Below are 23,642 nucleotides of genomic sequence, written 5' to 3'. Positions count from 1 at the left end.
ATCGACGTCAGCCGTCGTTCACACGACCACGAGGGAGTGCCGCCCGTGCCCGGTGAGAATCTGTCCCGCGACGAGGCCCGGGAGCGGGCCGCCCTGCTGTCCGTCGACGGGTACGACGTGTCCCTGGACCTCAGGTCCGCCGTCATCGGCGACGGGGACTCCGAGGGCGGGGCGCCGCGCACGTTCCGCTCGGTGACCACGATCCGCTTCCGCTGCAACGAGCCGGGGGCCGCGAGCTTCGCCGATCTGATCGCGCCGAGCGTGACCTCCGTGTCGCTCAACGGCCGGGATCTGGACCCGGGCGAGGTCTTCGACGGCGCGCGGATCGCGCTGGAGGACCTGGCCGCGGAGAACGAGCTGGTGGTGGACGCGCAGTGCGCCTACTCGCGCACCGGCGAGGGCCTGCACCGCTTCGTCGACCCCGAGGACGGCGAGGTCTACCTCTACACGCAGTACGAGCCGGCCGACTCCAGGCGCGTCTTCGCGAACTTCGAGCAGCCGGATCTCAAGGCGCCCTACCGCTTCGAGGTGCGCGCGCCCGAGGGCTGGACGGTGTGGAGCAACGGCGCGGGCGAACTGGCCGACGGCGTATGGAAATTCGCGGAGACCAAGCCGATCTCGACCTACATCACGTGTGTGGTGGCGGGGCCGTACCACTACGTCACCGACTCCTACACCCGCACCTTCGAGGACGGCACCAAGCTGGAGATCCCGCTCGGCGCGCTGTGCCGCAAGGGGCTCGCCCCGCACTTCGACGCCGACGACGTCTTCCTGATCACCAAGCAGGGCCTGGACTTCTTCCACGACCACTTCGACTACCCGTACCCGTTCGGGAAGTACGACCAGGCGTTCGTCCCGGAGTACAACCTGGGCGCGATGGAGAACCCGGGCCTGGTGACCTTCCGCGAGGAGTACATCTTCCGCGGGAAGGTCACGCAGGCCTCGTACGAGGCGCGGGCCAACGTCATCCTGCACGAGATGGCGCACATGTGGTTCGGCGACCTGGTCACCATGGAGTGGTGGGACGACCTGTGGCTGAAGGAGTCCTTCGCGGACTTCATGGGCACGTTCGGAGCCGTCGGCGCGACCCGCTTCACCGACGCGTGGATCACCTTCGCCAACCGCCGCAAGGCCTGGGCGTACCGCGCGGACCAGCTGCCCTCCACGCATCCGGTCACGGCGGACATCCATGACCTGGAGGACGCCAAGCTGAACTTCGACGGCATCACGTACGCCAAGGGCGCCTCGGTGCTCAAGCAGCTGGTGGCGTACGTCGGCCAGGACGCGTTCCTGGAGGGCGCCCGCCGCTACTTCAAGCGGCACGCGTACGGCAACACGCGCCTCGGCGACCTGCTGTCGGTGCTGGGCGAGACCAGCGGCCGGGACATGTCCGCGTGGGCGCGTGCATGGCTGCAGACGGCCGGGGTCAACTCGCTGACACCGCAGGTGCTGCTGGACGCGGCGGGCCGGGTGGCCGAGCTGGCGGTCGTGCAGGAGGCACCGGAGTCGCATCCCGAGGAGCGCCCGCACCGGGTAGCGGTGGGCCTGTACTGCCGTACGCCCGAGGGTGCGCTGGAGCGGTACGCGCGCGTGGAGACCGATGTGGAGGGGCCGCGCACGCTCGTCGCGGACCTCGTGGGCGCCGAGGCCCCGGACCTGGTGCTGGTCAACGACGACGACCTGACGTACTGCAAGATCCGCTTCGACGACACCTCGCTGGCCACCCTGCGCGAGCATCTGGGCGCGCTGACCGACCCGCTGGCCCGCGCCCTGTGCTGGTCGGCGCTGTGGAATCTGACCCGGGACGCGCTGCTGCCGGCGCGGGACTTCGTCGATCTGGTGCTGCGGTTCGCGGGCCGCGAGTCCGACATCGGTGTGCTGCAGATGCTGCACGCGTGGGCGAACTCGGCGCTGGAGTACTACGCCGCCCCGCAGTGGCGGGAGACCGGCGCCGAGCTGCTGGCGGAGGGTGCGCTGCGGGAGTTGCGGGAGGCCGAGCCGGGCAGCGAGCACCAGCTGGCCTGGGCGCGGTTCTTCGCGACCGTCGCCTTCGCCGAGCCGGACCTGAAGCTGCTGACGGACCTGCTGGACGGCACGTCGGCGATCGACGGCCTGGAGATGGACCAGGAGCTGCGCTGGGCGTTCCTGGAACCGCTGGCGGCGCACGGCGCGGCCGACGAGTCCACGCTGGCGGCGGAGCTGGCCCGGGACGACACGGCGTCCGGCAAACGGCACCAGGTCCGCTGTCTGGCGGCCCGTCCGTCGGCGGCGGTCAAGGCGCAGGCGTGGGCGCAGGTGGTGGAGTCCGAGGCGCTGTCGAACGCGCTGGTGGAGGCGACGATCGCGGGCTTCGGGCAGCCGTCGCAGCGGGAGCTGACCGCGCCGTACGCGGAGAAGTACTTCGCGGCGATCGAGCGGGTGTGGCGGGAGCGGTCGATCCAGATCGGCATGGATGTCGTACGGGGCCTGTTCCCGGCGCTGCAGGACCGCCCGGAGACGCTTCAGGCGACGGACGCGTGGCTGGCGGAGCACCGGGACGCGGCGCCGGCGCTGCGCCGGCTGGTGCTGGAGGCGCGGGACGATCTGGCACGGGCGCTGCGCGCACAGGCGTGCGACGCGACGGCGATCGCCGGCTGACACCGCCTGACACCGGCCGACCTTTGGCCTGAGTTTGGGCCGCCGGTGACCGTTACGGAATTCGTTCCATCGGAACCGTAACCCCTGGTCCGCACCCGATCGGACCAGGGGTTTCCTGTCCCTACTCGGTATCCGAACACCTGACCTTTAGTCCCACCTTGTCTGTATTCATCGACGGCCCTGTAACAGCGGTTAAGGGCGGGGCGGGGCGCGGGAATCCCGACGCCATGACCCACAACACCCCGCTCTCCCCCCGCCCCCTCCGCCACCTCTCCGACGTCCACCGCCGTGTCCTGACGGTGGCTCAACTCCGGTCCCACGGTGTGACGTCGGCCGAGCTGAGCGAGCAGTGCCACCCCGGCGGCCCCTGGCAGCTGCTGCTGCCGAACGTGGTCCTGCTGCACCCCGGCCCGCCGACCACCGAGGAACGGCTGCACGGGGCCCTGCTGTACGCGGCCCGCGAGTCGACGCCGGGCGTCCCGGCCCAGCCGACGGCGGAGGAACCGCATCGCCCGCTCTACGCGGAGGCGATGATCACGGGCCTGGCCGCCCTCACCCTCTACGGCTTCTCGGCCACCCCGCCGCTCCTGTCCCTGGACCACGTCGACGTCCTGATCCCGCGCCAGCGGCGGGTGCGTACCGCGGGGTACGTCCGCGTCCTGCGCGCCCATGTCCTGCCCACGCCCAAGGCGGTGACGGGCCTGCCGGTGGCGCCGGTGCCGCGGGCGCTGGCGGACGCGGTGGCGGAGCTGACGGACGCGCAGGCGGTACGGCGGCTGCTGACCGAGGCGGTGCGCGGCGGCCACTGCGAACCGGCCGCCGTGGTCCGCGAGTTGACCCACGCCAAGCTGCTGAACCGGCCCCATGTGGTGGACGCGGTGGACGCGCTTCTGGCCGAGGGCCGCTCGATCGCCGAGGACCGGCTGTACCGGATGGTGAGCGAGCACGGGCTGCCCGACCCGGTCTGGAACGTCGACCTGCGGCTGCCCGGCGGCCCGCACCTCGGCGGCGTGGACGCGTACTGGCCCGACCAGGCGGTGGCGGTGGAACTCGACACCCGCGCGCCCCGCCAGGACGACGACGCGCTGTGGTCGGAGTACGCCCGCAAGCGCGAGCACCTGGAACGGCTGGGTATCACGGTCGTGTACATCACCCCGAAGAAGCTCAGGGACGCCCGGGAGCAGCAGGCCACGGTGGTCCGCACGGCCCTGATGGCCTCCGTCGACCGCGACCCGGCCGCCTATGTCGTGGTGCTCCCCCGGTAGTGACGGACCGGGAGGCATCAAGAGGGCCGCAGAGAGCCCTCAGGAGGGGAGAGGAGGGGCCGCCGGACCGATTCCGGTGGCCCCTCCTCGTCGTTACGGTGACCGGTGTGACCGATGAGACCGTGGCTCTGCAACCTGCCCGCGAGACCGACCTGAGCAATCCGCTGCCCGCACACGCGTGACGCCCGGGTACGTGTGACGCTCGCCGTCACTCCGTGTCACCGTGGAAAGTTCACCCGCACGGATGAGTCCGACGGGCGGCGGCCGTTCGGGCCACGGTACACGGGAGGTATGCGACATTCCTGGATAGCGTCGTGTTCGTCCTCTCTGCTGCTCGCCACGGCCTGTCTCTCCGCCACCCCCGCGACGGTGGAAGGGGCCCCGCTGAGCACGGCAGCCGTGAGCTATGTGGCCCTCGGTGACTCCTACTCCGCCGGCGTCGGGGCCGGCGACTACCTCCCCGGCCGCACGGCCTGCAAGCGCAGCAGCCGGGCGTACCCCGTCCTGTGGGCCTCGGCGCACGGGGCGACGTCCTTCGCCTTCCCCGCGTGCAACGGCGCCCAGGCCGACGACGTCCGGTCCGGCCAGCTCGGCCCGCTCGGCCCCCGTACCCGGCTGGTCACCCTGACCGTCGGCGGCAGCGACTCGGGCTTCGCCGCCGTCATGACGACCTGCGCCCTGGGCGGCACCTCCCGTTGCCTGTCCGCCATCGCCCGCGCGCGTACGACCATGGACGGGCCCCTCGTGCGCAACCTGGACCGGCTCTACTCGGCCATCCGGGACCGCGCCCCCGCCGCCCGTGTCGTCGTGCTCGGCTATCCGCGCTTCTACCACCTGAGGGGCACCTGCGAGGTCGGCCTCCAGGACCGGGCGCGCGCCGCCGTCAACGACGGCGTGGACCACCTCGACGCCGTGATCGCCCGGCGCGCCGCCGCCCACGGGTTCACCTTCGCCGACGTCAGGGCCGCCTTCGCCGGCCACGAGATCTGCTCCCGGAGCCCCTGGCTGCGCGGCGTCGACGTACCGGTCGTCACCGAGTCGTACCACCCGACGGCCCCGGGACAGTCGCTCGGCTACCTCCCGGCCCTCGACCGGGCCGCCTGAACCGGGGCGGCGCCCGCTACAGCGGCTCCGGGAGCGACGGCGCGCGGACGGCCTCCGCGTGCAGACGGTCGAGCAGCGCCGCGTAGGCCGCGATCATCCGGGTGCGGCTGAAGCGCTCGCGGGCGGCCTCCAGGTCCGGGGCGAGGTCCGCACGGCCCGCGACCGCGGCCGTCCAGGACAGGGCGATCGCGCCAGGGTCCGGCGGGGTGACGAAGCCGAGCCCGGTGACGATGGCCGCGCTGTCGCCGACGTCGGTCGTCACCGGGACCGCGCCGCACATCATGCCCTCGATCAGGCACAGCGGCGCCGCCTCGCCGGACACGGACGTCAGGGCGACGACATCGGCGGCGGCGTACACGGCCGGCATGTCGTGCCGTACGCCGAGCAGATGCACCCGGTCGGCGAGGCCCGGCGCGTCCGCGAAGGCGGCGGCGAGGTCGGCGCGCAGCCCGGAGTTGCCCGGGGTCATCCCGGCCCCGCACATCACCACGTGCCCGCCCCCCTCGCGGGCGAGCCAGGCGCGGGCCGCGCGCAGCAGCAGGGGAACGTTCTTCATCGGGGCGTACCGGGCCGCGAAGACGACCACGGGCGCCCGGTCGGCGATACCGAGCGAGGCGCGCAGGGCGAGCCGTGCCGCCAGGTCGGGGCGGAACCGGAGCAGGTCGACGCCGTTGGGGATGACGTGCAGCAGCCCGGCCGGGATGCCGACGGCCTCGTAGGCGGCCCGCGTGGACTCGGCGCAGCACACGCACGCGGCCACCGTGCCGTCGGCGATGGCGGCCTTCAGCTCGTCCAGCGCGGGGCCCTGGTTCTCCGGGTCGGAGCGGTGCAGAGCGACCACGACCGGGCGGCGGGGCAGGCCGGCCTGGTTCAGCAGGGCGAGTGGCTGCTCCTTCAGCGAGAGGATCACATCCGCCGCGGCCATCGCCCGCGCGGTTTCGGCCAGCTCGGGCCCGCTGAAAACGTTCGCCGCGAGCGCCCCGTCCACCAGGCCCGCGCTGCGGCCGAGCGTGGTGACGCCGATGCCGCCGGCGGTCAGCTCCCGGTAGCAGTGGTCGTCCTGCATGCGCTGCCGGGTGGCCTCGCGCAGGACCTCGCCATGGATGCTGAGGACGTGGTGGGACTGGCCGCCCTCGGCCAGTCCCCGTACGACGTCGGTGTGCACGATCCGGGCTCCTCCGGTGAAGAAACCCTCGTAGACCGAGAGCACACGCAGTCCGTGCGAAGCGCGCACACGACCACCCGCCTTGCATAAATGATCGAGAAGATCGAGCCATCCCCGTGAACAGCGGGTTAGCCGATATGAGGCGGTACGGACATTGCGTACGCGTTAACACGAAACAACGCGTATGAAACGGTGACTAACAGAATTCCCCATCGAGCACGGCGTCCGCGTCTCCCGACCAGTCACCGTTGAAATTGAGCGCCAGGGCATGCCGGCCGTCGGCCGTCGTCACCGCCGCCGAGGCGGAGCCGTGAATGCCTCCGCCGTGCCCCCAGACGTGAACGCCGCAGGTCAGCTTCATGTCCATGAGACCGAGACCGTAGCGCGTGTCCGGGATGCCGGTAGCCTCGACGGTGGTCTTCATTTCCTCCAGCTGCCGGCCCGGCAGGAGCTTTCCGCCGAGCAGGGCGCCGTAGAAACGGTCGAGGTCGGCGGAGTCCGAGATCATTTCACCGGCGGAGGAGGCGAAGGAGGGGTTGAGGTTCGTGACGTCGTACGTCGGGCCGTTCGGATCGGTGAATTTCGAGTAGGCGTGGCTGCTCGGCCGCGGCATGGTGGCCTTGGTGCCCGGCACGGAGGTGCCGGGCAGGTGCAGGGGGCGGATGACGCGGCGCTCGATCTCGGTGGCGTACGGGTGTCCCGTCACCTTCTCGATCACCATCCCGGCGACCACGTAGTTGGTGTTGGAGTAGTGCCAGGCCGTGCCCGGCGCGAAGTACGGCGCGTGCTTCATGGCGATCGCCACCAGGTCGCGCGGGGCGACGGTGTCGTAGCGGTGCCGGTCGAAGCCCGCCTCGGTGAAGTAGTCGCGGCCGAAGTCCTTGTCCTCGGTGTAGTTGAAGATGCCGCTGGTGTGGTTGAGCAGCTGTCGGACGGTGATCCGGCCGCCGTCGTGGCCATGGCCGTCGACGACGCCCGGCAGCCACTTCTCCACGGTGTCGTCCAGGGAGATCCGGCCTTCCGCCTCCAGCTGGAGCAGGACGGTGGCGACGAAGGTCTTGGTGATGCTGCCGACGCGGTAGCGATCGGCGGTGGAGCGCGGCTGTCCCGTGCGCAGATCGCCCACGCCGGCGGTCGCGGACCAGGTGCCGTGGCCGTCCTTCGCGGTAGCGGTCGCCCCGGGCACCCCGGCCGCGACGGCCGCCTCGATCGCCTTGCGGGTCGCGGCGTGCCCACCGCCCTCCGAGGCGCATGCCGCCGGAGCCGCCAGGGCCGCCGAGACGAGCAGGGCGGTGGCCCCCACCAGGGTCGTACCCAGTGTCGTACGTACGCGCATGTCTTCCCCCAACCTGTGCTGGCACCTGTGGTGCAGGTGCGGTCGGGGGAAGAAACCCGTGCCGGATGCGCGAAGGTTGCTTCGCTGTGGGCCAGTTGAGTGAGTTTCAGCCCTTGTGGAGCACCAGCTCCGTGTTCCGGGCGGCCGCGGCCCCCGCGAGGGCCTTGCTGGCGCCGGGGGCGTTGTAGGCCAGTTCGCGGTAGAGGGCGGCGAGGCCGGTCTGGGAGAGGTCGGCGAAGTCGGTGCGGTGCGGGGCGGCGGACTCGATCAGGGTGGTGAACACGGAGACCGTGCCGTCCTTGTTGTCGGCCAGCTCGATGATCCGGCCGAGGTGGGGGTAGTCGACGTGGGAGGCGGTGGAGATCTCCCAGAAGGAACGGCCGCCGGAGGCCGCCTTGTGCGGGGTGATGACGTTCTCGTGGACGTGACCGTTCACCCAGGCCAGGACATTGGCGTGCGAGGACAGCAGCGAGATCACCGCGGCGCCTCCCACGCGCTTGTCGCCGGGGTGGGCCGGGTCGGGACGGGTGTTGTCCATCGTCGTGCTGGTGTGGTGGCTGAAGACGACGGCGTAGGAGTCCTTGTTGTCCTTCAGCGTCTTGTCCAGCCACGTCAGCTGGGCAGTGCCGAGGGAGCCGTTGGGCATGCCGCCCGGGTCGGTGGTGTCGAGGCTGATGCCGATGACGTCGTCGGAGATGCGGAAGGCGTAGTACTGGGTGCCCGCGTCGAGGTTCGCCGAGGAGTAGCCGTGGCCGACCGGGCCGCGGCCCTGGTAGGCCGGGTCGAGGTGGGCCTTGAGGTAGTCGGCCGGGGTGTAGAGGGCCCGTTTCTCGTCCGGGGTGACCGAGCGCATCGAGCGGGCGTGCGCCTTGAGCAGGTCACGGTAGCCGGCGCCGTGGGGATCCGTGGCGTTGTGGATGGCGTCCTGGAGCTTCTTGGCCTCGGCGGCGGGGACGCTCATCAGCTTCTTGCCGCCGATGGCCGCCTCGGCGAGCCAGGGGTCCCCGTGGACGCCGTAGCAGCCGAGCAGGAGGCTGTCGTGGTTGCCGACGGTGGAGTACCAGGGCAGGTCCAGGCCGGGGCTGCGCACCTCGCGGACGGCGGCGGCCAGGAAGCCCTTCAGATGCGGGAAGCCGAGCTGCTTGTCGTGGTCGCGGGCGGTGGACTCCGGCTGCCAGTACAGCTGCAGGCCGCTGTTCTGCACGCCCTCGTAGTGCCGGGGGTCCCCGGTGTTGGGGGTGATGCGGCCGCCGCTCATCACCTTCATGAACCACTCCAGTTCGGAGTGGGCGTTGTTGTCGGTGTTGTCGCCGGTGGTCATGACGAAGTGCAGCGGCGCGCCGGTGACGGGGGCGCCCTTCAGCGCGTTGACGCGCTCGACGAGCGAGATGGCGCCCTGCACGGTCAGCGCCTCGTGCGGGCGCCAGGCGTGCACCGAGTTGGAGCGCAGGAACTCCCCGCGCAGCGGGTGCTGGACGTCCTGCAGATGCAGGTCGGTGAGCTGTACGAACGCGGCGAGGGTGGTACGGCGCCCCGCGCGCCCGGACTTGGGCGTGGCCAGCTCGCTACGCACGACCCGGGCCCAGCCGGGGCCGTCGCCGAGGCGCTGGTAGCCGGAGCTGTTCCGGGGCGCGGCGACGGAGGCGAGGGTGGTGCCCTTGGTGTAGGGGGCGAGAGCGGTCTCGGCAGTGGTCTGCCGGGAGTCGGCGACAGGCGCCTGAGCGGCGGTGGCGGCCTCGCTGTCGGTGGGGCGGAGGGCGTAGCCGACGCCCGCGGAGAGCGAGACCGCTCCGGCGGCGGCGAGGACGGTACGGCGGTTGACCCCCTGAGCGGAGGTGGCGACAGAGCGTATGCGCGACATGGCGCGGTCTCCCCGGGTGCGAACGCGTCGGCGGTGGTCGCGGGCCGTCGCAGGCGCGAACGCCCCGCTCGCTCTGGATGCTTGGCACCGGGGATGACCTGTGCGTGAACGCGGCGGCAACGCACAGCGCCGATCACCGTACGTGGATCACGGGGTACCGGGCTCGGTCATGGAGTGGATTGCGGGCGTCCCGGGGGCAGTTACTCCTCGTTCATCTGACGGGGCAGGGGAGGAGCTCCGGCGGTGAGATGACCGTTCGCGGGGCGTTCGCGCCAGAGCCGCAGCGCGATATCGATCAGCGGCACCCGCTTCAGGTCCGGTACGACCGAAAGATCCTGCCATGCCGCGAAATCGGTGGATCCACCGACCTCGTACCGGAGTTCGCCGCCGACGACCTCTCCCGCGTAGACGAGACGGAGCCCGTGATGGTCGGTACGGCGGCCGACGCGTGGGCGGGCGGCCAGCCGGAGGGAGTCGACGCCGAGGAGACCGGTCACCTCGATGCGGTAACCGGTCTCCTCGGCGACCTCACGGCGGACGGTGTCGTACGGGTCCTCGCCGTGGTCCATGCCGCCACCGGGCAGCACCCACTCGGGAGTTCCGTCGGGAACCGGCGAACGGGCCAGCAGGATCTGTCCGTCGCGGACACACACGGCGTAGGCCGCCACCCTCAACTTGCGTTGCATCGACCGACGTTAACTGCTGGGGTTGGCCGGCGAACACTCCGGCGCGGACCAGCGCAGGGGGAGGGCGGCCGGGGTCCACAGTGCCTGGGTGAGCGTGAAGCGGACCGTGCGGTCGCCTCCGGCGGTGACGTCGGTATGCGCCTCGCCCGTGAGCTGGAGGGTGTCGCCGGTGGTCCAGTCGAGGAAGAGCAGCCCGGCGCGGGGGTCGGTGCGCAGGTTGCCGAGGGTGAGGAACATGGCGTTTCCGGGGTAGTCCGGCCAGGTGAGTTCGTGCGGTGACGTGACCCGGACGAAGCCGGGATTGCCGCCTCGGTGGCTGACGTCGGCTCCAGCGGGGTGGACCGTGGCCAGGAAGAAGGTGTCGGCGGCCCGGATGAACTCCCTTTCGTGCGAGCCGAGTTCGCCGAGGAGGCGGGGAGTGCCGGGCGTGCGGTCGGTGACCGTTTCGTACGACTCCCTGCGTTGGATGTATCTGGGGCAGTTGGAGAAGACCTGGTCCGCCTCTACGGCAAACCCGCGGGGCGTCGGCCTCAGCCGGCCGTTGAGGCGCATGCGGCGGCGGGTGCGGGGGTCCAGGGCGATGGTGCCTATGTGGGTGCCGGGGGTTTTCAGGGCCACGGTGAGGGGGTCGGTGAGGCCGGTATCCATGATGACCGACATCTGCCGAGGGCCGGTCGCCCGGACGAAGCCCGGGGTGCCCGTGCGGGCCGAGGTCCACACCCTCCCCGTCCCCGGATCCGCCGCGCCCACCATCAGCAGCGGCTGCAGTTCCAGGAAGGCCGCCGCGACCGGCTTGATGCCCTGGCCCAGGGAGCGGCCCACGTGCTCGGCGCGGTCGCGTACGCCCAGCAGTTCCTGCACGGCGAGCGAGCCCGCGTGGTAGGTGCCCATGGCTAGAAGAACCCGCAGGTCGGGGCATCCCCGTGGGGAGCCGGGGCGCCGTCGGGGCCGAGGGGGGCGGAGATCTCCAGGCGGATGCCGTCGGGGTCGTGGAAGAAGATCCCGCCCGACGTCCCACCCTCGCGGTGGGCGACCACGCCCTCGTGGGCGAACTCCACTCCGGCGGCCCGCAGCGCGGTCTCGTACTCCCGGACGCGGTCGATCGAGTCGACCGTGAAGGCGAGGTGGTGCAGTCCGGGCCGGCCGCTGTCGTACGACCCCTGTGCCTGCTGCCAGAGGGTGACGAGCGGGGCGCCGCCGGTCTCCCCCAGCATCGCCCAGCGCTGGTCGTCCTCCTTGCCCTCGGCGAGCACGGCGAAGCCGAGGAGGTCGCGGTAGAGGGCGAGCGAGCGGTCGAGGTCGGTGACGTTCAGGCCTGCGTGCGCGATGCGCGGAGCCATGGTGTTCTCCTTCGAGATCTCTAACCTTCATCATGAGATTAAGGGGTTAGACAGAGGGAAGTCAACCGGTGACGTACGCTTTAGTGGTTAGCCAGAGAAGGAGCGCCCGATGTCCGCCGTCCGCGATCCCCGCCCGCTCACCGGTGAGCCCCTCGCGCTCGACCTGCTCAACACGCGGTGGAACCGGGAAGGCGTCACCCAGGACCTGCTCGTCGACACCGGCGGGCTGGCGGTGTGGCTCGCGAGCAACGGGCTGGCCGGCGCCCACCCGGCCGACGCGGAGGCGCTGCGTCATCTGCGCGAGGCCCGCGAGGCACTCGCGGCCGCCGTGCACGGGTCACCGCGGGAGGCGGCGCAGCTCGTGGACGCCGTACTGGCGCACGGGCGGATCCGGGCCCGGCTGACCGCCGACGGTCCCGCCGAGGAGCCGGAGTTCGCCGATCCGTCCTGGGGTCCGGCCTGGCTCGCCGCCCGGGACTATCTGAACCTGCTCGACCGGGCCCCCGAGCGGATCCGCACCTGCTCCGGCGGCGGCTGCATCCTGCACTTCTTCGACACGTCCCGGAACGGCACCCGCCGCTGGTGCTCGATGGCCGCGTGCGGCAACCGCGCGAAGGCGTCCCGGCATTACGCGCGCTCGAAGGAGGGTTGACCCCCGAAGAGGGGCACCCGCCCCTCTGACCAGGAGGCGCCGGGGGCGCAGGTCGTGTGCCGGGACTGGGGCAGCGCCTCGGTGATCCATGCCCGGTTGACGGCGACACGGGTGTCTCCCACGGCCCAGAGGCTCGCGTTCCGATGGCCCGCAGCGACCGTGACGAGCGCACGCTGTCCCGGGTGCGGAGCCGGTTGCGCGCCACGGCCCAGCAGGAAGGTGACCTCCGCCGGGCCGTGGGCGGGTTTGTAGGAGCGGGTCACGGTGAGGGTGATCCGACTCCAGCGGGACGACCTCTCCGGCTCCACCTTGGCCACCGTGCCCTCGACGGCCAGTCGGGAGCAGGCGAGTTCGCGTGCGGGGTCGGCCGGTGGGCCGGTCTCCACACCGGAAGCCTCGCCGCCCCGGTCGGCGGCAGGTCCGACTGCGGCACCCCGCCGAGCGCGAGCGCCGCCCGCACCCGGCGTTCCTGGGCCGCGTCCAGCGGGTCGCCGCCGGCACGGCCCGTACGGTCCGCCTCGTCCGTGCGGTCCGTATCCGCGACGTACGCCCCCTGTTCGCGGCGCCTCCCTCCGCGCGGCACACGTCACCCCCCATGCGTTTCCCCTATGACGCGGGAACCGGTGAAAACGTTCGAGGCGTACGTCACACCGCCGTGTGGCCGGGGTCCGTACGGGCAGGGTCGGGACAGCACGGCTTGCGGCGCGGGCCCCCGGCCGAGGGAATTTCTCCAGCTCAGCGGGGTGAACGGCGGAGGTGTGGAACCGTCGGCCGGGGAAGACCTGTCCCACACCTTGGGCACGTTCCGCAAAGAATTGGACAGGCGGACCGGGGTCGGCCGCATGATGGAAACGCCCCGGTCATGCGCCTGGTCATGGAAGAGACACAAAGAGGGAGTCACAGTGAGGGTCGGAATCGTCGGAGCCACCGGTCAGGTCGGCACGGTCATGCGCAGGATCCTCACGGAGCGGAACTTCCCGGTCACACAGCTGCGCCTGTTCGCCTCGGCGCGTTCGGCCGGCACCGTGCTGGACGGCGTGACGGTGGAGGACGCGGCGAGTGCCGACTACACCGGCCTGGACATCGTGCTCTTCTCGGCGGGCGGCGCGACCTCCAAGGCGCTGGCCGAAAAGGTCGCCTCGCAGGGCGCCGTCGTGATCGACAACTCCTCGGCCTGGCGCAAGGACCCCGAGGTCCCGCTGGTCGTCTCCGAGGTGAACCCGCACGCGGTCGCCGACCGCCCCAAGGGCATCATCGCCAACCCGAACTGCACCACGATGGCCGCGATGCCGGTCCTGAAGCCGCTGCACGAGGAGGCCGGTCTGGAGGCGCTGGTCGTCGCCACCTACCAGGCGGTGTCCGGCTCGGGCCTCGCGGGCGTGGCCGAGCTGCACGGCCAGGCGCAGAAGGTCGTCGCCGAGGCCGACAAGCTCACCCACGACGGTGCGGCGGTCGACTTCCCCGAACCGCAGGTCTACAAGCGGCCGATCGCCTTCAACGTGCTTCCGCTGGCGGGCTCGATCGTCGACGACGGTCTGAACGAGACCGACGAGGAGCAGAAGCTGCGCAACGAGTCCCGCAAGATCCTGGAGATCCCGGGCCTGAAGGTCTCCGGCACCTGTGTCCGCGTCCCGGTCTTCTCCGGCCACTCCCTCCAGGTCAACGCCCGCTTCGCCCGCCCGCTCTCCCCGGAGCGCGCGACCGAGCTGCTCGCGGGCGCCCCGGGCGTCGCCCTCTCCGACATCCCGACCCCGCTGCAGGCGGCCGGCCAGGACCCGTCGTACGTCGGCCGTATCCGCCGCGACGAGACGGTGGACAACGGTCTCGCGCTGTTCATCTCCAACGACAACCTCCGCAAGGGCGCCGCGCTGAACGCGGTGCAGATCGCGGAGCTGGTGGCCGCGGAGCTGTCCGCAAAGTAAGGCACCCGAGTAAGGCACCCGTACGGCAGGGGCGGTCACGGTCACGTGGCCGCCCCTCTCGTCTCCATGGCCGCCGGCAGCGCGAGCACCGCGCCCGTGACCAGGACGGCGGCTGCCCGACTCCGCGCCGGGCCTGGTCTGGCAGCGGGAAGCGGAGACCGAGACGGTACGGGAGTTCGCCCGGGTCCTGGCGGCCATGGCGCCGATACGCGAGGATCGCTGACCCCGAATCCCTGTGAGAGGTGGCCGTGGAGACCTGTGCGAGCTGTGGCGGTCCGCTTCCGGCGCGGGCCAGCCGCCGGGGCCGTAGCTCGGTGTACTGCTCGGCGGCCTGCCGGCAGAAGGCGTACCGGGAGCGGCAGGACGGCGGCGGGGATCTGGAGGAGCTGATCGACTCGGTCGGCCGGCAGGCACGGTCGCTGGTACCGAGACCGGCCTCCGCCCTGTACGCGGGCGTGACCGAACTGTCCGCCTCCGTGGCCCGGCTGCGCCGCATCGCCCGCCTCGCGCAGGAGACGGCGGGGGTGCGGGAGAGCGGGAACCATTCCGTCACACAGGCCCGCGTGACGGAATGCGCGGAGCCTCGGGGCGACGAGACACCGTCCGAAGAGACGCCGTTCGACGAGACGCCGTTCGACGAGACCGGCTTCGCCGCGCTCACCGAGTCGTACCGCCGTGAGATCCGCGCCCACTGCTACCGCATGACCGGCTCCTACGACGACGCCGAGGACCTGGTGCAGGAGACGTTCCTGCACGCCTGGCGGGCCCGGGACGGCTATCAGGGCCGGGCGAGCGCCCGTACCTGGCTGTACCGCATCGCCACCAACGCCTGCCTGGACTTCCAGCGCCGTACCGCCCGCCGCCCGCAGCGCTACGAGCCGCTGCCCGGCATGGACCACGGCGCCGGCGAGCCGCCCGCCCGTATCACCTGGCTGCAGCCCTACCCGGACGACGAGCTGCCGGACAGCGCCGCTGAATCGCGCGAGACCGTCGAGCTGGTGCTGCTGGCCGCGCTGCAGCACCTGCCCGCCCGCCAGCGCGCCGCGCTCGTCCTGCGCGACCTGCTGGGACTCACCGCCGCCGAAAGCGCCCGGGCCCTCGGCACCTCCGTGGCCTCGGTGAACAGCGCGCTGCAACGCGCCCGTCCGGCCCTGCGCGAACAGCTGCCCGCGAGCCGTACGGACTGGACTGCCACCCCGCCCACGGATGTCCAGCGGGCCGCGCTGCGGCGGTACATGGCCGCGGCCGAGCGGCTCGACTTCGACGCGATGGCCGGCATGCTCGCCGAGGACGTCACGCTCACCATGCCGCCCAACCCGTTCTGGTTCACCGGCCGTGACGCGCTGCTCCGCTTCCTGCGCCCGAGCCTCGACCCCGCGTCCCCCGTGTTCCTGGGCCACTGGCGGCATCTGCCCGCCCGCGCCAACGGGCAGCTCGCGGCCGGGGGTTACGTCCGCCGCCCCGGTACGAACGTCTACCGCGCCCAGGTCCTGGACGTGCTCCGCTTCGACGGCGAGGGCCGCATCACGGAGATCACCTCCTTCGAACCGCACCTCTTCCCGGCGTTCGGGCTGCCGCTACGGCTGTGAGCGATGAGTGCCGCGGGTGCCGTGCGTCTGCATCGGCGTAACGACAGACACTCACCCAGGGAGTTCACCATGCTGCTCACCGACAGGACCGCGATCGTGTACGGCGCCGGAGGCTCGATCGGCGGGGCGGTGGCCCGCGCCTTCGCCCGTGAGGGCGCCCGGGTGCACCTCGTGGGCCGCACCCGGCAGACGCTGGACACCGTGGCGAAGGACATCACCGCGGCCGGCGGGCACGCCGAGACGGCCGTCGTGGACGCGCTGGACGAGGCGGCCGTGGAGGAGCACGCGGACCGGGTCGGCACGATCGACGTCTCCTTCAACCTGGTCAGCCGGGGCGACGTACAGGGCGCCCCGCTGACGGAGATGTCCGCCGACGACTTCCTGCGTCCCGTCCTGGACGGCACCCGCGCGGGCTTCCTCACCGCCCGCGCCGCCGCCCGCCGCATGGCCGCCCGCGGCTCGGGGGTGATCCTCACCCTCAACAGCGGCTCCGCGCACGGCAGTCCGATGATGGGCGGCACGGGCCCGGCCGACGCCGCCGCCGACGCCCTGGTGCGCAACCTCGCCATGGAGCTGGGCCCGCGTGGGGTGCGCGCGGTGGGCCTGTGGGCGGCCGGCGTACCGGAGACCCTGTCCGGGGAGAAGCTCCGCGCCGTCGACCCGAACGTGAACATCGCCGGCATCCTCGACCACCTGGCCGGACTGCGCATGACCCGCCGCAACCCCACCCTCGCCGAGATCACCGCCACGGCCGTCTTCCTCGCCTCCGACCACGCGGCGGGCATCACCGGCACGTTCGTCAATGTGACCGGGGGGATGTTCCCGGGCTGACGAGCGGGTACGGCAAGGGCGCCCGGCACCAGGTCCGGGCGCCCTCACACGGCGTACTACTCGGTCGCCGCGTCCGCCGCCTGGGCCTTGAGGGCCCGTTCGACGCCCGCGCGGGACTCCGAGACGAGGCGGCGCAGGGCCGCGTTCGGTCCGGCCGAGGTCAGCCAGGTGTCCGTCTTGGTCAGGGTCTCCTCGGAGACCTGGACCGACGGGTAGAGGCCGATGGCGAGCTGCTGGGCGATCTCGTGCGAACGGGAGTCCCAGAGGCCCTTGACGGCCTCGAAGTACTTGTCCGTGTACGGCGCCAGCAGCTCACGCTGGTCGGTCTGCACGAAGCCGCCGATCACGGCCTCCTGCACGGCGTTCGGCAGCTTGTCGGATTCGACCACCGAAGCCCAGGCCTCGGCCTTCGCCTCCGCAGTCGGCCGGGCCGCGCGAGCCGTCGCCGCGTGCCGCTCGCCGGCCGCGGTCTTGTCCCGCTCGTACTCGGCCGAGATCTCCGCCTCGTCGTACCGGCCGACCGCCGCCAGCCGCTCCACGAACGCCCAGCGCAGCTCGGTGTCCACGGCCAGACCCTCGATGGTGTGGGTGCCCTCCAGCAGGCCCTCCAGCAGGTCCAGCTGCTCCGGGGTGCGGGCCGTCGCCGCGAAGGCGCGGGCCCAGGCCAGCTGGTGGTCGCTCGCCGGCTGGGCCGCCCGCAGGTGGGCCAGCGTGGCGTCGGTCCAGCGGGTGAGCAGCGCCTCACGGCCGGCCGGGTCGGCGTACAGGTCGATCGCGAGCTTGACCTGGCGCTGCAGCGACTGCACGACGCCGATGTCGGACTCCTTGCCGATGCCCGACAGGACGAGGGACAGATAGGCGCGGGTCGCCAGCTCCGCGTCCCGCGTCATGTCCCAGGCCGAGGCCCAGCACAGCGCGCGCGGCAGGGACTCGGTGAAGTCGCCGAGGTGCTCGGTGACGAAGGCCAGCGACTGCTCGTCCAGGCGGACCTTGGCGTACGACAGGTCGTCGTCGTTGAGCAGGATCACCGCCGGGCGGCGCTTGCCGTTCAGCTGCGGTACGGCCGTCAGCTCGCCGTCGACGTCCAGCTCGATCCGGTCCGTGCGCACCAGCTTGCCGCTCGCGGCGTCGAGGTCGTACACGCCGATCGCGATGCGGTGCGGGCGCAGGACCGGCTCGCCCTTGGCGCCGGCGGGCAGCGCCGGGGCCTCCTGGCGGACGGCGAAGGAGGTGATGACCCCGTCGGCGTCCGTGGCGATCTCCGGCCGAAGGATGTTGATGCCCGCCGTCTCCAGCCATTTCTTCGACCAGGTCTTCAGGTCACGCCCGGAGGTCTCCTCCAGGGCGCCGAGCAGGTCGGACAGGCGCGTGTTGCCGAACGCGTGCCGCTTGAAGTACGCCTGCACGCCCTTGAAGAACTCGTCCTCGCCGACGTACGCGACGAGCTGCTTGAGGACGGAGGCCCCCTTGGCGTACGTGATGCCGTCGAAGTTGACGAGCACGTCGTCCAGGTCGCGGATGTCCGCCATGATCGGGTGCGTGGACGGCAGCTGGTCCTGCCGGTACGCCCAGGTCTTCATCGAGTTGGCGAACGTGGTCCACGAGTGCGGCCAGCGCGAGCCGGGGGCGGCGGCCTGGCAGGCGATGGAGGTGTAGGTGGCGAACGACTCGTTCAGCCACAGGTCGTTCCACCACTCCATGGTGACGAGGTCGCCGAACCACATGTGGGCCAGCTCGTGCAGGATGGTCTCGGCCCGCACCTCGTACGCCGCGTCGGTCACCTTGGACCGGAAGACGTACTGGTCGCGAATGGTGACGGCACCCGCGTTCTCCATCGCGCCGGCGTTGAACTCCGGCACGAACAGCTGGTCGTACTTCGCGAACGGGTAGGCGTAGTCGAACTTCTCCTGGAACCAGTCGAAGCCCTGGCGGGTGACCTCGAAGATCGCGTCCGAGTCGAGGAACTCGGCGAGCGAGGGCCGGCAGTAGATGCCGAGCGGCACGCTCTGTCCGTCCTTCTCGTACACGCTGTGCACGGAGTGATACGGGCCGACGATGAGCGCCGTGATGTACGACGAGATGCGCGGGGTCGGCTCGAAGGCCCAGACGTTGTCCTTCGGCTCGGGCGTCGGCGAGTTCGAGACGACGGTCCAGCCCTCGGGCGCCGTCACGGTGAACTGGAACGTCGCCTTCAGGTCCGGCTGCTCGAAGGAGGCGAAGACCCGGCGGGCGTCCGGCACCTCGAACTGGGTGTAGAGGTAGGCCTGCTCGTCGACGGGGTCGATGAACCGGTGGAGCCCCTCGCCGGTGTTGGTGTAGGCGCAGTCCGCGACCACGCGCAGCTCGTTCCGGCCTTCCAGCAGCCCCGGCAGCGCGATCCGCGAGTCCTTGAAGACCTCGGCGGGGTCGAGCGCGTCGCCGTTCAGGGCCACCTCGTGGACCGTGGGCGCCACCAGGTCGATGAAGGACTCGGCGCCGGCGCGGGCGACGTCGAAGCGCACCGTGGTCACGGACCGGTAGGTACCGCCCTCCTGCGCACCGGAGAGGTCGAGATCGATCTCGTACGAGTCAACGGTGAGCAGCTCGGCCCGCTGCTGCGCCTCTTCGCGAGTCAGGTTTGTGCCAGGCACGCGGTCATCTCCTCGATATGTGTCGGTTCCGCCATCCTTCCATGGGATCCACAGGGAACGCGATGTCCGGTTCCCGCCGGTGAGCGGGGCGCCGGAAGCGGACGCTGGCCCCATGACGACGACCCACACGCCACACCCGATCCCGTCCCAGGTCCTGAAGGAGCTACGGACCACCGACGACGCGGGCCGCCCCATGACCCCCTTCACCGACGAGGAGGGCGGCGCCCCGCTGCGCTGCTGCCTGCGCCGCAGTGAGCCCGGCGAGCGGATCACCCTGGTCTCGTACGCGCCCCTGCGCCGCTGGGCGGCAGAGACGGGCGCCGCTCCCGGCGCGTACGACGAACAGGGCCCGGTCTTCCTCCACGCCGACCCCTGCCCGGGCCCGCCCGACCCCGCCGCTCTGCCCTTCACCGACGCCCACCGCGTACTGCGCCGCTACTCGGCCGACGGCCACATCCTCGGCGGCCGTCTGGTGGACACCGACTTCCCGTCCGCCCTCACGGAGGCCTTCGCCGACCCGGAGGTGGCGGTGGTCCATGTGCGGGCGGTGGAGTACGGGTGCTTTCTGTACGAGGTGCGGCGGGCCTGACTCCGGGCCGGCAACGGACAAGCGCCTCGAAGTTGTATCGAGCGGTTGACACAAGGTCGCGATCGCGACATCTTGTACTCACCGCTTGATACAAGCCTGGCTTGCGCCCAGTACTGCCCACTGCCGGGCACGCGCCGCGCAACCCACACCACTCACCGAGGTCCCCACATGCTCGATACCGCTCCGCCCGCGTCCCGCCGCCGCGTCGATCGCTACGCCCGCTGGTCCGGTCTGGCTGCGGGAGCCGTGGCCGCGCCGCTGTTGGCCACCATGCCCACCAGCTCTTTCGGCGACGACTACGGCATGCCCATCGTGCTCGCCATCACCGGCTTCGGCCTGTGCGCGGCAGGCGGTGTCCTGCTCGGTGACGCCCTCACCCCCCACCCTCAAGAAGCGGTACGTACAGCCGGCCTCGCCCCACGCCGGGTCAGGGACCAAGTCCCGCCCCGGATGACCCCCTTGCTTCTTCTCCTGGCGGTGTCCCTCGTCGTGCTGCTGGCGATCGGGCTCGCCACGGCCTCCCCCGATGCCATAGGCCGGGCGGGCCGAGCGATCACCGTCACCTGTAACGGCGTGACCAAGCCCATCAGCCCTTGGCCAGGCATCTTCTACGGAACGCCGATCCTCGCCTCACTCACCCTCGGAACCGCCGCCTGCGCCTGGGCCCTACGTCGTATCGCCTACCGCCCGGGCGGCGACCAGCAGCGCCGCACCCGCTCGCGGGCAATCACCGCGGCCTGGGGACTCCTGGTCACGCCCCAGCTGCTCCTCGTCGATTTGATGATCGCCACCGTGCTGACCCACACATCCTGTGCCGGCACGCTCGGTACCATTGCCGCCGTGGTGATCTACCCCCTGGGTCTGCTGAGCCTGGTCGCCCTGGCCTGGTGCCTGTTCACCGTGGCTGCCCCACGGGCAGCTCAACGATGACCGGCCCCGCCATCCGCGTCGACACCACCAGCCCGGTACCGCCGTACGAACAGATCCGCGCCCAGCTCGCCGCCCTGATCATCACCGGTCGGCTGGCCGAGGACGAACGTCTGCCGACCGTGCGTCAGCTCGCCGCCGACCTGGGACTGGCACCGGGCACGGTGGCCCGCGCCTACCGCGAACTGGAGGCCGCCGAGCTGATCCGCACCCGCCGTGGCGCAGGCACCCGGGTCGCAGCGCCGCCCTCCGAACCCAAGCACGCGGACCCGGACCAACTCGCCGCACTGGCACGACACTTCATCTCTAGCGCCCGCGCTCTCGGCGCCGACACCGAAACCATCCTGACCACCATCCGCAAGGCCCTGGGCTAGCCAGGGGCGCGACGGTGGCACGATGCCGTACCCGAGCACCCGGCCTCCCGCGAGGCTGCGGCAGCGGCGTCGGCCAGTTCCGTGGCTCTCGGGCCGTGGTGGAGGCCGGCCGCCTGAACCCTCATGCCGCGCAGGGTGGTGCAGTGGGTCAGACCGCGTCCCGCAGGGCCTCCAGGACATGGGTCACCGCCCGCCCCGTCTCCCCGCCCCTGCGTGCCGCCGCCGTCACATGGCGGACCGGGCCGTCCGGGCCGAGGTCGCGCATGACGACGCCGTCGCGGTGGGCCGCGGCCATTCTGGGGATCAGGGCCACGCCCATGCCGGCCTCGACCATGGCGAGGATGGCGGTCCAGCCGGAGGCCGAGTGACCCTGGGCGGGGCTGAAGCCGGATGCCTCGCAGGCGCGGCGGGTGATGTCGGACCAGGGGCCGCTGCCGCCGAAGATCCAGGGTTCGGCGGCCAGGTCGGTGAGGGTCAGGGCGGGGGCCGTGGCGAGGGGGTGGTCGGGGGGCAGGGCCACGTCCAAGGGGTCGGCCAGGAGAGGGACTTGGGTGAAGCGGGGGTCGGCCGCGCTCGGGGCCTCGGCGGCGAGGGACAGAGCGAGGTCGACGTCACCGGCGGCCAGGAGGTCGTAGGCCTCGGCTGCCTCCGCCTCTCGTACGCGGACGGTCACTCGGGGGTGCGTGGTCCGCAGGGCCCGTACGGCCGGTACGACCAGGGCGGGGACGGCGGTGGAGAAGGCACCTACGCGGACCTCGCCCGCCTCGCCCTGGCTGTACGCCGCCAACGCGGCCTCCGTGCGCTCCAGTTGCTCGAAGACCGGCTCCGTGTGGGTCAGCACCAGACGGGCCGCGTCGGTGAGACGGACCCGGCGGCCCCGCGCCTCCAGCAGGGGTACGCCGAGTTGCCGGGAGAGATTGGTGAGCTGCTGGGAGACCGCGGACGGCGTCATGTGCAGGGCCTCGGCCGTCGCGGTCACCGTCCCGCGCTCGCGCAGGGTACGCAGGATCTGCAGCTTCCGGATGTCCCACTCGGCCATGCCGGAAAGCTACACGCCACCGCCAAAGGGCCACGCGTCAACGGCGTGGCCCCGCGCCGAGCACCACCCCGCCGAGGATCAGGCCCATCGACAGCAGCTGGGGCCAGCCGGTCGTCTCGCCCAGGACGGCCCAGGACAGTACGGCCACGCAGACCGGCTGGAGGTAGTAGACGATGCCCGCGCGGGTCGCGCCGATCAGGGTGACGGCCTTGTTCCAGGCGAAGAAGGCGATCGCGGAGGAGGCCACACCCACGTAGAGGAGCGGCAGGACCGTGCCGGGGGTCGGGGTGAAGCCGCCCTGCAGGGCCACGCTCGCGGCCTGGACAGGGAGCAGGAGGACGGTGCCGGTCAGGAACGTCGTGAACAGGAAGGCCGTACCGCCCAGTTCGGCCGGCCTGCGGCGCAGCAGCGCGCTGTAGCCGGCGAAGCTGCAGGCTGCCGCGATCATCCACAGGTCGCCGGGTGAGAACGTCGCGCCGTCGCCGACGAGGAAGGCCACGCCCGCGCAGGCGATGAGCAGCCCGGTGGTGCGCCGCGCGCCGAGCCGGGCGCCGCCGAGGCGTTCGAACAGCGCCATGAGCACCGGCGAGGCGGCCATGATCATGCCCATGGTGGCGGCGGGGGTGGTCAGTCCGGCCTGGTTGACGAGGGTGTTGTAGACAGCCACGCCGAGGAACGAGGCCAGGAGGACGTAGCGGGCGTGGCGGCGCAGCAGCGCCCGTCGCCGCCAGGCCTGCCGGGCGCCGAAGGGAGCCACGGCGAGCAGGGCGATGACCCAGCGCCAGAAGGCGTGCTGGATGGGCGGGACACTGTCGTGCAGGCCGCGGGACGTCACGAAGCTGCCGGACCAGACGACCGTCGCGAGGGCGGCGCAGACGAGGCCGAGCAAGGGGCCGGTGGCCGTGGTGGTGGGAGTGGCGGTCCGGTGCAGGACAGCGGGCACGGGGGTCCTTTCGGTGGGAGCGGTGGGTGCGTGCTCCTACCGTCGCAGCGAGTGACCTGTCAGGTCCATCGAAAGTTTTCGGCGATCCTTTTCAGAAAAACTGAAAGATCGCCCGCGCCGGCGCCGATGCCCAGGTGACCGGCCAGTTCGCTGGTGCTCAGCGGGTCGGTCAGCAGGCGCAGCGTGTGCGCCCGGGTGCTGCCGAGGACAGGGGCGAGCTGACCGGGACACGGTGCTCGACCCGGCGTAGCGGCGGCGGTCCGGCGGGTCCGTGTTCGGCCGTGTTCGATCGGCGGCTCCGCCCGCGGGGCGCGCCCAGCCGCGATGGGCCCACGGACGGCCGAGGACCCTTCGCGGCACTGCCGAGCGAAGTACTCAGCCTCCGACGTGCGCCGTCAGCGCCGCCTCGATTCCTTCCGCGTCGGCCGACTCCGCCGCCCAGGCCGCGTAGCCGTCGGGGCGTACCAGCACGGTCGTACGGCGGTCGCTCGCCCAGTGCGCGACAGTCAGCCGGTCGGCGCGAGCCGGTCCCGTTCCGTACGGCTCCGGGGTGATGAGTACGAACCGGCCGCCGCGCAGTGCCTCGTAGAGGCGGCCGCGGCCGGCCAGGGCGACGTCCGGCACGCGGGTGCCGGTGAGGCGGTGGGCGCCGCGGGGTGCCGGGTAGCGGTAGCCGATGCCGGTGACCTGGGCGGCGGCCGCGCGCCGGGCGGGGCCGACGGCGTTCAGGAACGCGGTGAGCGCGGCGCGCG

The 23,642-nt window shown here is 71.9% G+C and carries 21 protein-coding genes; 10 read left to right on the top strand and 11 right to left on the bottom strand.

Annotation, left to right across the window (positions count from 1 at the left end; all coding sequences use genetic code 11):
• Positions 1-45: 45 nt before the first annotated feature.
• The 3 genes from pepN (M878_RS77465) to M878_RS77455 all read left to right on the top strand — a co-directional run bounded on the left by pepN (M878_RS77465) (position 46) and on the right by M878_RS77455 (position 5,006).
• Positions 46-2,637, top strand: coding sequence for an aminopeptidase N (gene pepN / locus M878_RS77465; RefSeq protein WP_023550719.1), 2,592 nt, complete (start codon positions 46-48; stop codon positions 2,635-2,637).
• Between the two features lie 227 nt (positions 2,638-2,864).
• A complete protein-coding gene (locus tag M878_RS77460; RefSeq protein ID WP_023550718.1) occupies positions 2,865-3,902 on the top strand; it encodes a hypothetical protein in 1,038 nt (345 codons plus the stop codon).
• Positions 3,903-4,193: 291 nt separating this feature from the next.
• Positions 4,194-5,006: an SGNH/GDSL hydrolase family protein gene (locus M878_RS77455; RefSeq protein ID WP_031226020.1), complete on the top strand. Its 813-nt coding sequence runs from the start codon at positions 4,194-4,196 to the stop codon at positions 5,004-5,006.
• A gap of 16 nt (positions 5,007-5,022) precedes the next feature.
• On the opposite strand, the gene M878_RS77450 is transcribed toward M878_RS77455, so the two are convergent.
• The 6 genes from M878_RS77450 to M878_RS77425 all read right to left on the bottom strand — a co-directional run bounded on the left by M878_RS77450 (position 5,023) and on the right by M878_RS77425 (position 11,394).
• A complete protein-coding gene (locus M878_RS77450; RefSeq protein ID WP_023550716.1) occupies positions 5,023-6,216 on the bottom strand; it encodes a glycosyltransferase in 1,194 nt (397 codons plus the stop codon).
• 151 nt (positions 6,217-6,367) lie between these two features.
• Positions 6,368-7,507 (bottom strand): serine hydrolase domain-containing protein, encoded by a 1,140-nt coding sequence (locus M878_RS77445; protein ID WP_023550715.1) that lies wholly within the window; start codon positions 7,505-7,507, stop codon positions 6,368-6,370.
• A 106-nt stretch (positions 7,508-7,613) separates the two neighbouring features.
• The gene (locus M878_RS77440; protein WP_023550714.1) at positions 7,614-9,368 is read right to left on the bottom strand and encodes a TIGR03767 family metallophosphoesterase; all 1,755 of its coding nucleotides are present in this window, start codon (positions 9,366-9,368) and stop codon (positions 7,614-7,616) included.
• Positions 9,369-9,568: 200 nt separating this feature from the next.
• Positions 9,569-10,054 carry an NUDIX hydrolase gene (locus tag M878_RS77435; RefSeq protein ID WP_209445563.1) on the bottom strand — a complete coding sequence of 162 codons (486 nt, stop codon included), beginning with the start codon at positions 10,052-10,054 and terminating at the stop codon, positions 9,569-9,571.
• 9 nt (positions 10,055-10,063) lie between these two features.
• Positions 10,064-10,945 (bottom strand): pyridoxamine 5'-phosphate oxidase family protein, encoded by an 882-nt coding sequence (locus M878_RS77430; RefSeq protein ID WP_023550712.1) that lies wholly within the window; start codon positions 10,943-10,945, stop codon positions 10,064-10,066.
• 2 nt (positions 10,946-10,947) lie between these two features.
• Positions 10,948-11,394 (bottom strand): VOC family protein, encoded by a 447-nt coding sequence (locus M878_RS77425; protein WP_023550711.1) that lies wholly within the window; start codon positions 11,392-11,394, stop codon positions 10,948-10,950.
• Positions 11,395-11,503: 109 nt separating this feature from the next.
• Here M878_RS77425 and M878_RS77420 point away from each other — a divergent pair, with 109 nt between their 5' ends.
• The gene (locus tag M878_RS77420) at positions 11,504-12,046 is read left to right on the top strand and encodes a CGNR zinc finger domain-containing protein (protein WP_023550710.1); all 543 of its coding nucleotides are present in this window, start codon (positions 11,504-11,506) and stop codon (positions 12,044-12,046) included.
• On the opposite strand, the gene M878_RS49095 is transcribed toward M878_RS77420, so the two are convergent.
• A complete protein-coding gene (locus tag M878_RS49095) occupies positions 12,022-12,432 on the bottom strand; it encodes a hypothetical protein (protein ID WP_023550709.1) in 411 nt (136 codons plus the stop codon). The genes M878_RS77420 and M878_RS49095 overlap by 25 nt on opposite strands.
• Before the next feature lie 516 nt (positions 12,433-12,948).
• On the opposite strand from M878_RS49095, the gene M878_RS77415 reads away from it, so the two are divergent.
• The 3 genes from M878_RS77415 to M878_RS77405 all read left to right on the top strand — a co-directional run bounded on the left by M878_RS77415 (position 12,949) and on the right by M878_RS77405 (position 16,388).
• Positions 12,949-13,968 carry an aspartate-semialdehyde dehydrogenase gene (locus M878_RS77415; RefSeq protein ID WP_023550708.1) on the top strand — a complete coding sequence of 340 codons (1,020 nt, stop codon included), beginning with the start codon at positions 12,949-12,951 and terminating at the stop codon, positions 13,966-13,968.
• A 242-nt stretch (positions 13,969-14,210) separates the two neighbouring features.
• Positions 14,211-15,557 carry an RNA polymerase subunit sigma-70 gene (locus tag M878_RS77410; RefSeq protein ID WP_023550707.1) on the top strand — a complete coding sequence of 449 codons (1,347 nt, stop codon included), beginning with the start codon at positions 14,211-14,213 and terminating at the stop codon, positions 15,555-15,557.
• 69 nt (positions 15,558-15,626) lie between these two features.
• Positions 15,627-16,388: an SDR family NAD(P)-dependent oxidoreductase gene (locus M878_RS77405; RefSeq protein ID WP_023550706.1), complete on the top strand. Its 762-nt coding sequence runs from the start codon at positions 15,627-15,629 to the stop codon at positions 16,386-16,388.
• A 56-nt stretch (positions 16,389-16,444) separates the two neighbouring features.
• Here M878_RS77405 and pepN (M878_RS77400) read toward each other — a convergent pair whose 3' ends face one another.
• Positions 16,445-19,018, bottom strand: a complete 2,574-nt coding sequence (pepN, locus tag M878_RS77400) for an aminopeptidase N (protein ID WP_023550705.1) — start codon at positions 19,016-19,018, stop codon at positions 16,445-16,447.
• Between the two features lie 112 nt (positions 19,019-19,130).
• Between pepN (M878_RS77400) and M878_RS77395 the strand changes: the two genes are divergently transcribed.
• The 3 genes from M878_RS77395 to M878_RS77385 all read left to right on the top strand — a co-directional run bounded on the left by M878_RS77395 (position 19,131) and on the right by M878_RS77385 (position 20,908).
• Entirely contained in the window at positions 19,131-19,607 is a 477-nt protein-coding gene (locus M878_RS77395; protein ID WP_023550704.1) for a DUF1203 domain-containing protein, read from the top strand.
• Between the two features lie 168 nt (positions 19,608-19,775).
• Positions 19,776-20,537: a hypothetical protein gene (locus M878_RS77390; protein WP_031226014.1), complete on the top strand. Its 762-nt coding sequence runs from the start codon at positions 19,776-19,778 to the stop codon at positions 20,535-20,537.
• Positions 20,534-20,908, top strand: a complete 375-nt coding sequence (locus tag M878_RS77385; RefSeq protein WP_023550702.1) for a GntR family transcriptional regulator — start codon at positions 20,534-20,536, stop codon at positions 20,906-20,908. Before M878_RS77390 ends, M878_RS77385 begins: the two co-directional genes overlap by 4 nt.
• Before the next feature lie 148 nt (positions 20,909-21,056).
• Here the strand turns inward: M878_RS77385 and M878_RS77380 are convergent, their stop codons facing one another.
• The 3 genes from M878_RS77380 to M878_RS49090 all read right to left on the bottom strand — a co-directional run.
• A complete protein-coding gene (locus tag M878_RS77380; RefSeq protein WP_023550701.1) occupies positions 21,057-21,947 on the bottom strand; it encodes a LysR family transcriptional regulator in 891 nt (296 codons plus the stop codon).
• 37 nt (positions 21,948-21,984) lie between these two features.
• On the bottom strand, positions 21,985-22,890 hold the full coding sequence (locus tag M878_RS77375; protein ID WP_023550700.1) for a DMT family transporter: 906 nt from the start codon (positions 22,888-22,890) through the stop codon (positions 21,985-21,987).
• Between the two features lie 375 nt (positions 22,891-23,265).
• The coding region (locus M878_RS49090) for an aromatic-ring hydroxylase C-terminal domain-containing protein (RefSeq protein ID WP_031226013.1) at positions 23,266-23,642 on the bottom strand (377 nt) is incomplete at its 5' end.

It is taken from the genome of Streptomyces roseochromogenus subsp. oscitans DS 12.976, from assembly GCF_000497445.1.
Taxonomy (GTDB): domain Bacteria; phylum Actinomycetota; class Actinomycetes; order Streptomycetales; family Streptomycetaceae; genus Streptomyces; species Streptomyces oscitans.
This window is presented reverse-complemented; position numbering and strand designations above follow the sequence as displayed.

What these genes read in the sequence shown, in the direction of transcription:
- M878_RS77380 (WP_023550701.1), bottom strand. Translation starts at nt 21,947, where the DNA reads ATGGCCGAGTGGGACATCCGGAAGCTGCAGATCCTGCGTACCCTGCGC.
- M878_RS77440 (WP_023550714.1), bottom strand. Translation starts at nt 9,368, where the DNA reads ATGTCGCGCATACGCTCTGTCGCCACCTCCGCTCAGGGGGTCAACCGC.
- M878_RS77385 (WP_023550702.1), top strand. Translation starts at nt 20,534, where the DNA reads ATGACCGGCCCCGCCATCCGCGTCGACACCACCAGCCCGGTACCGCCG.
- M878_RS77435 (WP_209445563.1), bottom strand. Translation starts at nt 10,054, where the DNA reads ATGCAACGCAAGTTGAGGGTGGCGGCCTACGCCGTGTGTGTCCGCGAC.
- M878_RS77455 (WP_031226020.1), top strand. Translation starts at nt 4,194, where the DNA reads ATGCGACATTCCTGGATAGCGTCGTGTTCGTCCTCTCTGCTGCTCGCC.
- M878_RS77390 (WP_031226014.1), top strand. Translation starts at nt 19,776, where the DNA reads ATGCTCGATACCGCTCCGCCCGCGTCCCGCCGCCGCGTCGATCGCTAC.
- M878_RS77430 (WP_023550712.1), bottom strand. Translation starts at nt 10,945, where the DNA reads ATGGGCACCTACCACGCGGGCTCGCTCGCCGTGCAGGAACTGCTGGGC.
- M878_RS77405 (WP_023550706.1), top strand. Translation starts at nt 15,627, where the DNA reads ATGCTGCTCACCGACAGGACCGCGATCGTGTACGGCGCCGGAGGCTCG.
- M878_RS77395 (WP_023550704.1), top strand. Translation starts at nt 19,131, where the DNA reads ATGACGACGACCCACACGCCACACCCGATCCCGTCCCAGGTCCTGAAG.
- M878_RS77460 (WP_023550718.1), top strand. Translation starts at nt 2,865, where the DNA reads ATGACCCACAACACCCCGCTCTCCCCCCGCCCCCTCCGCCACCTCTCC.
- M878_RS77445 (WP_023550715.1), bottom strand. Translation starts at nt 7,507, where the DNA reads ATGCGCGTACGTACGACACTGGGTACGACCCTGGTGGGGGCCACCGCC.
- M878_RS77425 (WP_023550711.1), bottom strand. Translation starts at nt 11,394, where the DNA reads ATGGCTCCGCGCATCGCGCACGCAGGCCTGAACGTCACCGACCTCGAC.
- M878_RS77420 (WP_023550710.1), top strand. Translation starts at nt 11,504, where the DNA reads ATGTCCGCCGTCCGCGATCCCCGCCCGCTCACCGGTGAGCCCCTCGCG.